This window comes from Streptomyces sp. NPDC001868, from assembly GCF_040297125.1.
GTDB lineage: Bacteria > Actinomycetota > Actinomycetes > Streptomycetales > Streptomycetaceae > Streptomyces.
In genome coordinates, this window is the sequence record NZ_JBEOYO010000059.1 from 41,453 (window position 1) to 56,435 (window position 14,983).

The 14,983-nt window shown below is 69.0% G+C and carries 8 protein-coding genes, 1 other RNA gene and 3 pseudogenes; 9 read left to right on the top strand and 3 right to left on the bottom strand.

Annotated features, from left to right (window positions below; translation table 11 throughout):
* Positions 1–935: 935 nt before the first annotated feature.
* Together ABT147_RS39855 and ABT147_RS39860 are read left to right on the top strand one after the other, a co-directional pair.
* A pseudogene (locus ABT147_RS39855) lies at positions 936–1,097 on the top strand (IS5 family transposase); the annotation flags it as partial.
* A 630-nt stretch (positions 1,098–1,727) separates the two neighbouring features.
* Positions 1,728–3,017, top strand: a complete 1,290-nt coding sequence (locus ABT147_RS39860) for a vanadium-dependent haloperoxidase (protein WP_351415806.1) — start codon at positions 1,728–1,730, stop codon at positions 3,015–3,017.
* 39 nt (positions 3,018–3,056) lie between these two features.
* Here ABT147_RS39860 and ABT147_RS39865 read toward each other — a convergent pair.
* Positions 3,057–3,383, bottom strand: a pseudogene (locus ABT147_RS39865) (ATP-dependent DNA ligase); the annotation flags it as partial.
* A gap of 378 nt (positions 3,384–3,761) precedes the next feature.
* Positions 3,762–4,682, bottom strand: coding sequence for a helix-turn-helix transcriptional regulator (locus tag ABT147_RS39870; protein ID WP_351415808.1), 921 nt, complete (start codon positions 4,680–4,682; stop codon positions 3,762–3,764).
* 173 nt (positions 4,683–4,855) lie between these two features.
* Here ABT147_RS39870 and ABT147_RS39875 point away from each other — a divergent pair, with 173 nt between their 5' ends.
* The 4 genes from ABT147_RS39875 (at position 4,856) to ABT147_RS39895 (ending at position 10,293) form a co-directional block, all read left to right on the top strand.
* Positions 4,856–6,202, top strand: coding sequence for an aldehyde dehydrogenase family protein (locus tag ABT147_RS39875; RefSeq protein WP_351415810.1), 1,347 nt, complete (start codon positions 4,856–4,858; stop codon positions 6,200–6,202).
* Between the two features lie 517 nt (positions 6,203–6,719).
* Positions 6,720–7,832: an alkene reductase gene (locus tag ABT147_RS39885; protein WP_351415812.1), complete on the top strand. Its 1,113-nt coding sequence runs from the start codon at positions 6,720–6,722 to the stop codon at positions 7,830–7,832.
* A gap of 542 nt (positions 7,833–8,374) precedes the next feature.
* Positions 8,375–8,554: a hypothetical protein gene (locus ABT147_RS39890; RefSeq protein WP_351415815.1), complete on the top strand. Its 180-nt coding sequence runs from the start codon at positions 8,375–8,377 to the stop codon at positions 8,552–8,554.
* Positions 8,555–9,450: 896 nt separating this feature from the next.
* Positions 9,451–10,293: a hypothetical protein gene (locus tag ABT147_RS39895; RefSeq protein WP_351415818.1), complete on the top strand. Its 843-nt coding sequence runs from the start codon at positions 9,451–9,453 to the stop codon at positions 10,291–10,293.
* A gap of 1,060 nt (positions 10,294–11,353) precedes the next feature.
* Here ABT147_RS39895 and ABT147_RS39900 read toward each other — a convergent pair.
* Positions 11,354–12,817, bottom strand: coding sequence for an IS4 family transposase (locus ABT147_RS39900; RefSeq protein ID WP_351415820.1), 1,464 nt, complete (start codon positions 12,815–12,817; stop codon positions 11,354–11,356).
* A 127-nt stretch (positions 12,818–12,944) separates the two neighbouring features.
* On the opposite strand from ABT147_RS39900, the gene ABT147_RS39905 reads away from it, so the two are divergent.
* The 3 genes and pseudogenes from ABT147_RS39905 to ABT147_RS39915 form a co-directional block, all read left to right on the top strand.
* Complete coding sequence (locus ABT147_RS39905) at positions 12,945–14,312, top strand: Lsr2 family DNA-binding protein (RefSeq protein ID WP_351415823.1); 1,368 nt, start codon at positions 12,945–12,947, stop codon at positions 14,310–14,312.
* A gap of 71 nt (positions 14,313–14,383) precedes the next feature.
* Positions 14,384–14,594, top strand: an RNA gene (rnpB, locus tag ABT147_RS39910) — RNase P RNA component class A.
* Between the two features lie 17 nt (positions 14,595–14,611).
* A pseudogene (locus ABT147_RS39915) lies at positions 14,612–14,983 on the top strand (ISAzo13-like element transposase-related protein); the annotation flags it as partial.

Here is a 14,983-nt window from a genome sequence, read left to right on the forward strand (position 1 = left end):
GGGCGCTCTCATTGCCACCGGCATCAACACCGGCTATGTGCGTGTGACGATTGACGGTTCAGGAAGCCAACCAGCAGATGCGCTGGCAGACGACTGGGAGGAGGTTGTCGAAGTCAGCGTTCACGCCCCGACGGGCCAGCTCACTGTGGAATCACTTGAGATGGGACCAGTGGCTGACGATTCCGCGCTTCTCAGCCCGGCAGGGCCTGCTTGGTATCGAGTGCGCCTCTACGCCCGCGGCCGCGAGCTCCTTCGCGACCAGGTCAGCATGGAACCAGTCGAAGATTATCTTCTCACCACCTGGCCTGCCCCTCTGGCTGACACCGTTGTCTTGCGTACGAGCGAACGCATCCAGCGGAGCCTTCGTGCGTCGCAGCCTGGAACGACGCAGCCCTCTGTGTCTTCGCGTGATCTGAATCCTCCGATCCGTAAGCCTTAGAGGGCGTTTATGCAGGTCAAGCCCTAAATATGGCTCTCGCCCCTGCCCTGCTTTGGGGTCTTCATCCCATAGGCGGCGAATGATGGTCTCCAGGGCGGATGCTCAGCCATCCGTCTCGTTCGCTTCCATGCCTGGAAGTCCGTCTGGTTTGAAGTTGCCATGGAATCGCCCAGTGAGCGACGGAACCGAGCCCTCCGCCTCGCACGTGATCACGCTACGCCGTGAGCGAGCGCAAGCCGTACCCCAGCGACCTGCCGGGCCCTCGGTCTGAAACGGAGCTTGGTGGCTCCCGACCGGATAAGAGGTGATCCCCGCAGGCGCCTTGGACCACGATCATCATCGGTGATCAATCGGTCGCTCTCATAGCAGACTGCGGGCGTCAGCACACGTCAGTCTTCTTTGAGGGCTCAAGGCCCCGATCGTGGGCGGACGTTGTGCTGACGCCAGCGGCCGGCGACGAGAAGGCGCCTTCAGCAGCCCAACTACCGCCCATTAGATCGTGGGCCGCAAGCGGAGCATCGTCATCGACACCGTCGGCCTGCTGCTGGCAGGGCTGGTCACGGCCGCGAGCGTGCAGGGCTCCGTCGCAGGCCAGGCCCTCATCGAGAAGGTGGCCGCCGAGCACCCCACCGTCCGCAAGCCCTGGGTCGACGGCGGCCGTCTTTCGGTAGAGGGCTTCGGCGCCACTCCGGTCTCCCGCTTCTTCCCGCATCCGGGCGAGGGCGGTCAGTGCGAGAGCGCTGCGTGCATCGGCTGCCTGGCGGTAGAACGCTTCGGCTCCATCTAGGTCCCCAACCTCGTATCGCGTCTCAGCGAGGCGAAGTAGAGAAGGGGTGTCGCCGACCTCCGCAACGGTTGCGACACCGCCGACCGGGCGGCGTACGAGACGGCTGGATGGATCGGTGGAATCTGGCCGCCTTCCTGGCGCATGCTGCCGGCAGCGACGTGCTGTCCGTCGTCGTGGCAGGCGCCGAGTCAGCCGTTCTGCGTCTGCGCATGGGCTCCCTGCTCTCCTTCGTCGCTTCGCGCCGACCGCGCCCAGAGGCGCCCGGACTTCCTGCCCGTGGCCTCCGTCCCGGCGACCGACCTCGCCACCACGGCCGACCGGCCCGCCCGGAGGGCGCTCCGGCCGTGTGCTCCCGGCCGGAGCCCGCGCGTTCGTCGCCGAGGTGACGGACATCCGGGTGTGAACGCCGTCGGATTGTCGATGGTTGTCGATGTAACGACAAAACTGACCCCTGCCTCATAGGCTCGGACAATCTGTCACCGACAAGCCCATGGGGGTCTCGTGACACAACGCCCGCTCGCCGGATCATTCAGAGGGTTACGCCGTATCGCGGTCCTCACCGTACTCGCCCTGACCGTCCCGCTGACGGCCACCACCGCCGAGGCACACGGCGGCGTGACGGCCGCCCCGGGCAATCCCGTCATCGCCTGGAACATCCACGCCCAGACCGCCATCCACGACACCGCCAAGCAGTCGCCCACCACCAGCACCCGCAGCTTCGCCATCGTGCAGGGCGCCGTGTACGACGCGGTCAACGCCGTCGCCGGCCGTCCGTACGAGCCCCTGGTCAGCGCGCCCCGCAGTCGCCCCGGGGCCTCCACCGCCGCAGCGGTCGCCGCGGCCGCCCACGACACGCTGCTGTGGCTCTTCCCCGGGCAGGCCGAGTCGCTGAACGCCCGGTACGACGAGGCGCTGGCCGCGATCCCCGACGGCCGCGCCGAGGACGGCGGGGTGGCCGTCGGGAGGGCCGCCGCCGCGGCGATGACCGAGAGCCGCCGTGACGACGGATTCGACCCCACCGCGCCGTGGACCGTCGGCACCGAGCCGGGCGAATACCGGCTCACCCCGCCCGGCTACGTCAACGTCGGCGCCTGGGTGCCGAACCTGAAGCCGTTCGTCGTCCCCGACGCCGGCGCCTACCGGGTCAAGCCCCCGCCGGCCCTGACCGGCGCCGCCTGGGCCCGCGACCTGAACGAGGTCAAGAGCCTCGGCGCGGCCACCAGCACCGTCCGCACCGAGGACCAGACCGAGGCGGCGATCTGGTGGGACGACCCCCGGATGGTCGAATGGTCGATCACCCGGCAACTCGCCGGCGCGCACCGCCTCAGCAGCCTCCGGACGGCCCGGCTGCTCGCCATGGTGTACGTGGCCTCCGCCGACACGCTGATCGCCTGCTACAAGGCCAAGGCGCACTGGAACTTCTGGCGCCCGGTGACGGCCATTCCGCTCGCCGGCACCGACGGCAACGCGGCCACCGATCCCGACCCGGACTGGACGCCGCTGCGGGTCACCGCCCCGTCGCCGGAGTACCCGTCGGGCCACGCCTGCTTCACCACGGCGGTCATGACGGCCCTGGGGTTGTTCTTCGGCCGTGACGACCTCACGTTCGCCGCGTACAGCCCCGCCTCCGGCACGACCCGCCACTACGACAGCCTTCGGGCGGCGACAGTCGAACTCCTGGAGGCGCGAATCTGGGCCGGTGTGCATTACCGCTTCGCCTCCGAGCACGGGCACCGGCTCGGGCTGGCGGTCACCCTCGACGTCCTGAACCGCGCCTTCCAGCGGCGCTGACGCGGCCGTCCCTTCCACCACCGGCGGGCGGGCGAACGCGGACTCCAGCGCGTGCCTGCGCCGCCGGTACGGCCAGGAGGTGGTGTCCGTCCCGGCCGGCCGCAGCAGATCGAACGCGACGAAGTGGGCCGGCCACTCCTCCGCTGCCCGGGCCGCCTCGGCACCGCGCCGGGCAAGCCGGTTCTGCAACCGCTCGAACGCGAGGCGTCCCGCGGCGTCCCATACGATCAGCTCACCGTCCAGCGCGGTCGCGTCCGGCAACTGCACGCCCCCGGCCACGACGTCCGGAAACGACGGCCCCATCTCGGTGCCGCGTCTCGAGCGCAGCACCACCCGGCCCGCGTCGACAGCGACGAGAGCCCGAAATCCGTCCCACTTCGGTTATGCGCTGTTGAGCTGTCCACGGACTATCGTCCGGCGTCATGTCGATCACCGGTTGGCGAGTGCATTTCATCGCCCGCCATCCCGGAGGCGTCATCGCCGGAGGCCTGCCAACCTGAGCCGGCTACGGAAGGGGAACAGCGACCTGCGCCGCACTCTGGCTCTGTACGAGGAGGCCATCCGCCAGCTGGCTCTCGAAAACGATGCCCTGCGCAGCGGCGGCACCGTTCTTCCACTGCCCGACCGCAGCCAGGCCCGCGCCACCCGCGCCGTCCTGAATCCGACACCCCCGCAGGCGTCTGGCGTGTGACAAGGACGCGGGGCGTGGCGGGCAACCGACTACCGATGGTCAAGGGGAGCTCATCAAGGCGTGCGGGCCGACGACGTGCCTGTTCCCGCCCGGGTCGCGTCCGCGCCCCAGCTGGCCAGGAGGCGTAGTGCCTCGGCGGACGGGGAGTTCGGTTCGGCGTGGTAGGTCACCAGCATCTGTTCGTGGGCGTCGGCCTGGTGGAACGACTCGAGGCGGAGGTCGAGTTCGCCGACGAGCGGGTGGTGCAGGCGCTGGATGCCGTGGCACTTCTCCTTGACGTCGTGGGTGGCCCACAGCCGCCTGAAGTCCTCGCTCTTGACGGAGAGTTCGCCCACCAGCGCGGACAGTCGGGGGTCGTCGGGATGGGAGCCGGCGTCCATGCGCAGCTGAGAGACGATGTCGCTGGCTTTGTGCTCCCAGTCCACGAACAGGTCGCGGTACTCAGGGTTCAGGAACACCAGCCGCGCCCAGTTCTGCTCCCTCGCCGGCAGCTCGGCAAAGTCGCCGAAGACCGCCGCGGCCATCCGGTTCCAGACGAGGATGTCCGAGCGCCGCCCCACGAGGATCGCCGGAACACCGTCCATGGTGTCCAGCAGCGTCCGCAGGGGGCCCCGCACCTGCTGGGCGCGGCCGGCCGGCTGCTTCTTCTGTTTCGGCTTCGCCAGGTGCGTGAGGTGGGCGTGCTCGGCGTCGCTCAGCCTGAGCGCGCGGGCGATGGCGTCGAGGACCTCCGCCGACACGTGCCGCCCGTTGCCCTGTTCCAGCCGCGTGTAGTACGCCACCGACACCCCGGCCAGCTGCGCCAGCTCCTCGCGGCGCAGCCCCGGCACCCGCCGGTACCGTCCGAAGCTGCGCAGCCCCACGTCCTCCGGCTTCAGCCGGGCCCGCCGGGTGCGCAGGAACTCACTGAGCTCGGCACGCGGGTCCAGAGCGCCGGCGGCGGGCTCGTGCACCGGTTCGGGGGATTCGTCCATGCCTCGAGTATCCACGGCCGGACGCACACCATCCTGACCCAACCAGTGGTAGGCATCGCGGGCATACGCAATGCCGTGGCCTGGGTGGATGCCGGCCGGTCCAGGACGCTGGTCACCGTGCCCGGCCGGAAGGCGGCCGGGGCGTGGCCTGCATCGAGAACGGAGCACATCCCATGAGCGCGACACAGGGGATCGAGTCGAGGACGCACCAGAGCGAGACGGCTGCGGAGGTGGTGGGCCGCCTTCGGGCGACGTTCAACACCGGCGTCACCCGTCCACTGGACTGGCGCGTCAGCCAGCTGCAGCGGCTGCGGGCACTGCTGGTGGAGAACGAGCAGGAGCTGATCGATGCGCTCTGGGCGGATCTGAGGAAGAACGCCGCCGAGGCGAAGATGCAGGAGATCGACTTCACCGTCGCCGACATCGACGAGGCACTGGCGAATCTCGAGAGCTGGCTTGAACCTCGCCCGGTGGAGGTTCCCGCCCACTTCGGTCCCACGACCACGGCCTACACCACGTACGACCCGATCGGGGTCGTCCTGGTGATCGCTCCGTGGAATTTCCCGCTGCACCTTCTCATCGACCCCATCATCGGCGCGCTGGCCGCCGGGAACACCGTGGTGGCCAAGCCGAGCGAGATGTCGGTGCACACCTCGGCGGTCGCTTCACGGCTCCTGCGTGAGTACTTCGACGCCGACGTGCTCACCGTCGTCGAGGGGGGCGCCGAGGAGACCACGGCCCTCCTGGCGCAGCGTTTCGACCAGATCTTCTACACCGGCAACGGCACGGTCGGCCGGATCGTCATGGCCGCAGCCGCCAAGAACCTCACCCCCGTCACGCTCGAACTCGGGGGCAAGTCACCGGTCTTCGTGGCCCCCGACGCCGACGTGGACGAGACCGCGAAGCGGCTGGTCGGCGCCAAGTTCGGCAACGCGGGGCAGCAGTGCATCGCCCCCGACTACGTACTGGCCGATCCTGCCACCGCCGCCGCGCTGGTCCCCGCCCTGCGCGCGGCGGTCGACGCCCAGTTCGGCCCCACTCCGCAGACCGCAGCCGACTTCGGCCGGATCATCAACGAGCGGCACTTCGACCGGCTCACCGCTCTGCTGGACTCCGGCCGGGTGGCGGTGGGAGGCCGGCACGACCGCGACGACCTGTTCATCGCACCGACCGTGCTCACCGATGTCGACCCCGCATCGCCCATCATGCAGGAGGAGATCTTCGGTCCGATCCTCGCCGTCGTCGAAGTCGAAGACCTCGACGCCGCCATCGCCTTCATCAACGAACGCGACAAGCCCCTCGCGCTCTACGCCTTCACCACCTCGGAGGCCATCAAGTCGCGCCTGGTGAAGGAGACGTCCTCCGGCGGCGTCGCCTGGGGCCAGCCGGTGATGCAGCTGCTCATGCCCGGCCTGCCTTTCGGCGGCGTCGGCGAGAGCGGCATGGGCCGGTACCACGGCCGGTACTCCCTCGAGACGTTCAGCCACCTCAAGGCCGTCGCGGACGTGCCGCTCAACTAGGCCCGCGCCTTCGTGGAGCAGGCTGCCCTGCGGGCGATCGGCCGGCCAAAGTGCCTCAGGCCGGTGAGAATGAGGAGCGCTGAGATCGCTGTTCCCGCCACCGCCAAAAGCGCCTTCCAGATGAAGCCGTGTATCGGTCCTCTTCGCGGGGGCGCGTCGAGAGAGCCGGTCGCGGCGCGGCCCGCACACACCGATCCGTACCGACCCCGGCGGCGGCACCCATGACTTCGTCACCTGGCTGACTGCTGATCGTGCGCAAGGAGCGAACGCCCGCACTTTGGCGGGCAGTTGCGCTTGACCGGCGCCGGCGCCGGCGCCGACGCCGACGGCATGCGGCTCACACCGCGTTCGCCGCCAGCACCACCCACACCCCGATCGCGGTCATGGAACCGCGCCACCGTCAGCGGGCCCGCGCCTGTCCGAGGACCGCATCCGCGCCTGCGCCGGGACGGCGTGGACCCCCTGCGTCGCATCCCTTCATCCCGTTTCCCTCTGTATGACAGAAAGAAAGAAACCCATGACTGCCAATGTTTCGGATGTTTCGCCCGTTCCATCGCTTTTCTCCCCTGTCTCTCTCGGGAAGATCGAGCTCGCCAACCGCATCGTCATGGCACCGATAACCCGGGTCCGGGCCGGTTCCTCCGGCATTCCCGGGGACCTGATGGTCGAGTACTACCGGCAGCGTGCGAGCGTCGGAATGATCATCACCGAGGGCACCTACCCCGACCACGCGTCGCAGGGGTATGTCGGTGAGCCGGGCATCGCCACCGACGAGCAGGCGGCCGGCTGGCAGCGGGTGTTCGAGGCGGTGCACGCCGAGGGCGGCCGTATCGTCCTGCAGATCATGCACGCCGGCCGCGGTACCCACCCCGACATCAACGGCGGCCGCCGTATCCTCGCCCCCAGCGCGATCGCCATCGACAACAAGACGTTCACCGAGAAGGGCGAGCAGCCCTACCCCGTACCGGAAGCGATGACCACCGCAGAGATCCGGGCAGCCCTGGAGGACTTCGTCGCCGCGGCCCGCCGGGCCATCGAGGCGGGAGCGGACGGCGTGGAAATCCACGGCGCCAACGGCTACCTGCTCCAGGAGTTCCTCTCCCCGGCAGCCAACCAGCGCACCGACGAGTACGGCGGCTCGCCGCAGAACCGCGCCCGCTTTGTGGTCGAGGTCGTCACGGCGGTCGCCCAGGCCGTCGGTGCCGAGCGGGTCGGGCTGCGGATCTCGCCGGAGGTCGACCTCGGGGACGTCTTCGAGACCGACCGGGACGACGTCCTGGCCACCTACGGCACCCTGGCGGACCAACTGCGCCCGCTGGGCCTGGCCTACCTCTCCGTACTGCACGCCGAGCCGGGCGGCGACCTGGTCCAGGAACTGCGGCGGCGCTTCGACGGCAAGCTGATCGTCAACAGCGGCCCCTTCGGGGGGCAGACCACCCGCGAGCAGGCGCTCCAGCAGATCGAGGCCGACCACGCCGACGCCGTGGTGGTGGGCCGGGCCCTCATCGCCAACCCCGACCTGGTCGCGCGCTGGCTGGGTGGCCACCCGGAGAACGAGCCGCGGCCGGAACTGTTCTACGGGCCGGGCGCCGAGGGCTACACCGACTACCCCTTCCTCGAAGCGGCTTGAGGCCCCCGGTCACGCCTGTCCATGCGGCAGCCCCACTCACCCATGGACAGGCGCCCGACCGGCGCCACTGTGCCCGCCCCTTTGAGCCCTCGGTCACACCGGCGATCACCGGCTCGAGGACCGGCGGGTCCGTCAGGGCGTCGACGGACCGCAAGTTCCTGGTCAGCAGCCTGCGGATTGTCCACCCGGCGAACGGAGAGCGGCCAGACCTGATGGAGGCCACCGAGGCCGGCCACGCTGCCCTGACCTGATGGCCTTGCCGGGCGGGCCCGACCGGGCCCGCCTCAGCGCCGAGGGAAGAGCGGCAGCCGCGTGGTTGCGATGCTGTTCCCGTTGACGTGCTGCCCGTCCGCCGCTTCAGCACATGGTGAGCTGTTCGTGCTCGGGCAGGTCGGGGTGGACGATCCTGCCCTGGGGCAGGATGGCGGTGAGTTCGCGCGCCTCTTGGGTGCTGCGGACCAAGACCAGCTCCTTTGCGAGCGTGGGGCAGGCGGCCGACCAGATCGGGGCAGGGCCGCACGACCCCGTACAGCGTCCGCCGCTTGTCGGCCACGTGGATCGGAACACCGCGGGCGTACTGCGGCCACATCATCGGCTTCTCCGGGACCTCCACCCGCAGACTCGAATCGCGCCAGGCGTACTCGGCGACGGCGGCGAACAACTCGGTCTGCTGCTGCGGCGACAACCGGCCCCACCACGCCCGCGCCACCTCCAGCGCCTGACGCTCCCCCTCTTCCCGCTCGGCCTGCTCGCGGGCCAGACGCGCCTCGCGCTCCACCCTCTCCTGCTCCCGGCGCGCATCCCCCTCCGCCCACCGCCGCCGTGCCTCCTCCAGGCGCAGACGCTCCTCCTCCTCCTCTCGCTGCAGTCGTCGACGCTCAGCCTCCTCGGCCTTCCGCGCACGCTCCTGCTCCTCCACCTCCTGGCGGCGCCGCTCCGGCCTCCTCCTGCTCCTTTTGCCGGGCCTCCCGCTCCGCCCGCGCGGCATCCTGCCGCTGCCGCATTACCTCGTGCCTGTCAGCGATCGACTTCCGCGACGTCCACCACCGATCCCGGCAAAACCGCCGCTGCTCACCGTCGACCATCCGGTACACCCGCCGGTACCGGGGCAGCACCTCGGAGGGGACGAGCTGCTCCTCCAGCGCCCACCGCGCGAACCGCTCAAGCGGCTCCTCTTGGAACTCCCACCGCCCGCTCCGGTACACGAACCCGGCGAGCCCGTCGTCCACCACGCACGGCTGATCCCTCTCCTGTGGAGCCCTGACCCGGACGGCCGGCACCGCGCTTGACGAGAGTTTCCAGCGCGCTGAGGTGAGCCGTCGCATCCGGTCTCTGCCTGGACGTCTACTACGCGGACCACGCCAACGGCACGAGAAGCTCGTGCTGTGGTCCTGCAACGGTCAGGACAACCGGAGGTGGAGCCAGACGTGACCGGCCGTTCCCCGCGCTCCTGCTTTCCCGGGGACGAGGGGAACCGCGTGAACGGGCCGGACCCCCATGTCTGTTGGTGCCACAGAGATCACAACGTCGTACGCACATCTGCGATGCTGGGCAGATGAGCAAGGTGTGGCAAGGACACGTCATCGATGGCACGCGCTTTGTGGTACCGGCGTCCGGTGTGACGCCGAGGCACGTGCTGTGCGCGGTCGGCGTGGGCCTGGATCCCGATGTCATCAGCCGGGTGGTCGAGGAGGCGGGCGCGGGGGACTTCACTCTCGACGAGTTCCAGCGGGAGCCTGACCCCCGGATGCGTGAGGCGTTCGACGCCGCGGTGGCTTCCCGCCGGATTACCGGCGTCGACGAGTTCGGCGACGACGACTGGGCCGCGGTGGACGCACACGACTCGGTCGCCTATGTCCTGTCACCGCCGATCTCCCAGGCCACCGGCCTCGACGTGTCCCGCCGGGCGCTGGCCGTCACCGCGGCCCTGCTGGCCAACGGGGCCACCGCGGTGAAGAACGAGTCCAGCGGGGTGGCCTGCGGTCGGGAGCGGTGGCTGGCCCTGGCGAGCGAGGCGGCGGCCGCCGAGACCGCGCACGACCTGGTCGGCGCCCTCGTCCGGGCGTGGGTCGTGCCGGTGATCTACGACGGGGAGATCTACTACAGCTGCGGCATGCACCTCCTGGGCGAGGCCGACGTGGAGCTGGCCCCCGGAAGCACCACGGCGCCCGAGCCGGAGCTGGTGTGGGAGTGGGGGACCACCATGGAGATCGCGGGGTACTACCTGCTGACCGAGCAGCCGGACCACGGCGTCCAGAACGGCGAGGGCTTCCGCATCGCGCAGGACGCCACGCGCTGGATCATGAACCGTGTGGAGTGCGAACGGTTCGAGGACGACGACTTCTTCCACAACCCGTACGGATACTGGCGCCTGACCCCGGCTGCCCGCGACCCACGGAGGCGGGCGAGGCTCAAGAGGCGCAACCCCCGCACGACCTTTGGAACGCGACGGAAGGGGTGAGAGCGGGGAAGGCGTGGAGATCTCCGGACCTGTCGCTGAGGCGGGGGGGGTAGTCGGTGTGTGGGGTGGGGTGTGAGCTGGTGTGTTGGTGGTGGGTTGATAACTGGGTTTGGTGGGCTGTTGGGGCTGTGACCTGGGGTTGTGAAAGGGAAGTCGGCAGGCCGGGTCGAATTTCGCCGTGCGAGTGCGGAGTGACGTTCGCCGACTGAGGCGCCAATCGTCGAAAGCGCTGTGACCAGCGGAAAAGCATCCGACAGCCAGACACCTCGGACGATATAGAAATATTGTCCGAGGTGTCTGGCTTGGTCAAATGCGAATGATCTGGACATCGGTGCGGCTCTGTCAGACCTCGCTCGTATCCTCACGCCGTGATCGCAGCTCAAAGTTCAGACGCGTCCGGGAGCGACGGGTCAGCACTCGCCGCCTGGCCACCTCAGCCAGCACCGCTTGACACCGGGAGTGGTGGGCGTGAGGACCGGTTACGGATGCTTCGACAGATGCGGTCCGTCTGGGACGACTTCAACGGGGCCCACCGTGAGCTGATCAAGAAGGAAGTGGCAGTGGCCCGGGCCCGGCAGGCCGAGGTCGTCGCTTACTGGAATCGGCACAAGGTTACGGTCATGGGTCGGTGGCGCAGCCGTATCGGTGGGCGTGGAGAAATGACCGTGGCGGACATCCCGGAGGTCGCAGCGCAGTGCCACCGAGACAACGTCGTCCGTCCTGAGAATGTCTTGGCGACGGCTCAAAGGCGAGGCGAGGCCAGTCCGTTCCGGTGGCAATGCCCCCTTGGCTTCGGTCATGAGCCGTGGCCCGGCCTGGCCCAAGGACCGCATCCGGAAAGGTCCGGGGTGCCCCGAGTGCCGGCGCTTGATCCGGCTCGCGGACCTTCCGGCGCTGGCCGCTCAGTATCGTGGAGAGAGACCAACGAGCGATATCACCCACGCTTCGCACGAGAGTGTGCCGTGGATCTGCCGGACTTGGGCAGTCGATCCAAATACCGGAGTGTGGTTGCCAGTTGAGCATCGTTTCGAGGCGGTGGTTAAAGAGCAAGACCGGGAAGTTAAGGTCTGTCGGCGCTGGTCAGGGTGATGGTGGTGGTCACGGTCGTCTTGTGTCCGACGCTGCCTTTGGTCTTGTTGTAGGCGTAGGGCGACAGGGTGCGTTTGACGCACCGCGGGCTGGTGCGTGAACGGCGCCGTGTGGGCGCGAGGTTGCGTGCTTTCAGCAGGACTTCCGCAAGGAGGGTCGGTCCTGTGGTGTTGGCGGTGATCAGCGTGAGCCGGATGGTGTGCAGGGCCGTGGTCAAGGACAGCCGATCGGGGTCGATCCCGGCGGTGGTGGCCGCCTGGGTCATGGCGATGCGGGCGGCCTGGTAGACGGTCAGCAGCGCGAGGAGTTCCTGTTCGACTCCCGCGACAGTGCGTGAGCGCAGGACGCGGTCGGCTCCGCGCAGGGTGACCTTGAGCCCGTAGTAGGCGGTCTCGATCTCCCAGCGCTGCTGGTAGAGGACGGCCAGCTCGGCGGCCGGGTGCTCGTGCGGGTCGAGCAGCGTGGTGACCAGGCGGACCGTGCTGGTGCGAAAGGTGCCGTCCGCGGCGGTCCGGGTGATCCGGTAGCTGATCACACGCAGCGTGAGGGCGGTCAGGTGTGCGGGCATCGGACCGCGGCGGCCGTGGCGCATCCACCGGGTGAGCCGGTCACCGGAGCGCCGGTCGGTGACCAGGGTGAGATGGGTGCCGTCCGGCAACGGGCGGATGACGGGCAGCAGACGCCCTGCCTGCACCCGCCACAGCACATCGGCGCCGGTGGCAGCAGCGTCCCGCAGGGCCTCGAAGCCGTCGTAGCCGCGGTCGGCGAGCAGCAGCATGCCGGGCTGCAGAGAGGGCAGCAGAGCACGGGCCTGCGGCCACTCGGTGTACTGCTGCGGCCCGGACACCGCATCGACCAGGGCACGGGTCCCGCACTCCACCAGCGCGGTCAGCCGCACCTGGGGATAGCCGGCCGGACGTGTGGTGCGGGCCGCATGCCGCCTGAACCGGGCCACGTTCGCTTCGCTGTCCGCCACCTCCACGCAGGTGCCGTCCCAGGCCACCAGCCGCAGACTCCGCCAGAACACCCCCGGCGTTGCCGGGGTGCCCACCGTGCCGCGAAGCCGGTCGAACAGCAACGCCAGCGGCTCGGCCCCCAACCGCCGACGAGCCTGCCGCAGAGCCGCTGCCGATGGATCGGCAAGTGCCGAACCAGGCCACCTGGCCGTCAACGACGCCCACACCCGGCGGTATCCACACTCCGGGAACAGCACCATGGCCAGCACGAAGTAGACCACCACCCGCGCCGGCAGCAGCCGCACCCGCCGCTCACCCCGGCCCGCCGCCCGAACCACCTCGTCCACCAGCGACGGCGGCACCCACCGCGTCAACACCCCTAAATGACCGGGCAACCACACCCACGACCGGTCCCGAACCACCCCTGCGGTGGCACACTGAACAGACAACGGAGCCCCCTCGGACCGTGACCTCGACACTCACAGTCCGCGCCGGGCTCCGTTCCCATGTCAACCCACCCGACCAGCCACAACAGCCCTAACTTCCCGGTCTTGGGTTAAAGAGCGGGCTCTTCAGGGGAATGGCTGTCTGGTGTGTGCGGGGTACGTGATCGACGATACGAACTCACTGTTCACCTGGTTCCCGGAAATCGCTGACGAGTTGGATGCTCCGGACCTTGACCCGCGTCGGCTGCCGACGAGCCAGCACAACGTGTCGCAAAAGCATGCTGCCGAAGCAGGCAATCGGGGCGTGTACGCGACTCTGTCTTGGCGATGCCTTCATGGCCACGGCTGGGAAGCCACGGTCCTCAACCGTGTCCACGGCACCGGCTGCCGCAAGTGCTCGACCTCTGGGATATCGAAGGAACAGGTCCGGCTGGTTGCTGAACTCGCGGGACTCATCGACCTCGTACCGCCGGAGAGCCAGGATCCACGGCTGTCGGCCGGCGCGCCCGACTTCGCCTCGCACCGTCTCACCGTTCCGCCCGAGCACAAACCGGCCCGCTGGCGCTACAAGGACGTCGAGGTCGACGCCGCCTTCCATCTGCCTCACGGTGTCCGCGTAGGCCTCGAGTACGACGGAGCTTTCCACCACTCGACCAGACAGCGGGACCGCCGCCAGTACGAGAACGACAAGAGCCGGGTACTGGTCGCAGCGGGGCTCCTGGACCTGCTCATACACGTGAGAATCGGCGATCTGCCGGAGATGGACTCTCCCCACGCCCTGGTCGTAGCGGTGCCCGAACGGGCCACGGCCTACCAGCAGGCCAGCGCGGTGGCCTCGGCCCTCGCGATGCGCTTTCCCGAGGCTGTGCCCGGCCTGGACGCGTACCTCACTGGTGGCACCGCCCGGCATCAGGCCGCTGCCGATGCCTACATCGCCGCGGTGTGGGGCGAGTTGCGTCCTCCGCGCCGAAAGCCAAAGAAGGCGGGCCCGCCGACACCGCGCCGCCTCTCGCCAACAGCACCGCATGCGGACAGCCTGTTGTCACCCGTTTCCGAGCCGTACCGGAATCCAGAAAGCCCAGACGAGATCGTCCGCGACTACCAATGCGGGTGCGGCAATCCCGAGATCTTCACTGCTGTCCAGTCCCAGGTCACTTCTGGAAACACCCGTAGTTGCGGATGTTTGGCCACACATGCCAGGCGGCGTCAGCGATCAGCTGTCTCCGGGCCCGAGACGCACGCAGTCCGAGCCTGGGCTCAGCAACGGGGGATACCCATCGGTCGCAGCGGACGAGTCCCGGACCGGGTGACTGCTTCCTACCGGCTCGACCAGGCCAGGCGTAACGACCTGCTCGGCCCGGACGGGCTGCTCGACGAGGGACGCGTTCGCGAGTGGGCGGTGTCCGTAGGCCGCCAGCTGGGCGCGAGGGGCAGGGTGACCGGCGAGTTGTGGCTCGACTACTCCACAAAGGAACTTGCGACTGGGCCGCAGATCAAGGAGACGCCGGAGCCGCTCGTCGGCCGCTGATCGACGAGACAAGGAGCCGCGCTTGGTCGGCTAGCATGGTCGACACGGCAGACGAGCCGGGCGGACGGCCGCGTGAAGTCCCCCAGGGGGCTTCCCGAGGAACGTCCGGACTCCACAGGGCAGGGTGGTGGCTAACGGCCACCCGGGGTGACCCGCGGGACAGCGCCACAGAAAACAGACCGCCGGGGACCTCGGTCCTCGGTAAGGGTGAAACGGTGGTGTAAGAGACCACCAGCGCCTGAGGTGACTCAGGCGGCTAAGGGCTTGCAGATCATCAAGGTGTCGCTTCCCGTCCCATGGCTCGTGAACTCGCCCGGCTCGCGGCCGAAACCGGGCTGACGATCACGGTGTGTCATCTGCCGCCGGGCACATCGAAGTGGAACAAGATCGAGCACCGGCTGTTCTCGCACATCACCATGAACTGGCGCGGCCGCCCGCTGACCAGCCATGAAGTCATTGTCCAGTCCATCGCCGCGACCACCACCCGCACCGGACTGCGTGTCATGGCCGAGCTGGACACCAACGTCTACCCCACCGGAGTCCAGATCCGCGACGCGGAGATGGCCGCACTGCCGATGACCCGACACGCCTTCCACGGCGACTGGAACTATGCCCTGCACCCCCAGCCCTGCCCAGCCATCCCAGCACCCCGGGCTCCGCACAAGCCGGCC

Excerpts from the sequence above, each read along its gene's own strand:
- ABT147_RS39875 (WP_351415810.1), top strand. The coding sequence starts at position 4,856 with ATGAGCGCGACACAGGGGATCGAGTCGAGGACGCACCAGAGCGAGACG.
- ABT147_RS39870 (WP_351415808.1), bottom strand. The coding sequence starts at position 4,682 with ATGGACGAATCCCCCGAACCGGTGCACGAGCCCGCCGCCGGCGCTCTG.
- ABT147_RS39885 (WP_351415812.1), top strand. The coding sequence starts at position 6,720 with ATGACTGCCAATGTTTCGGATGTTTCGCCCGTTCCATCGCTTTTCTCC.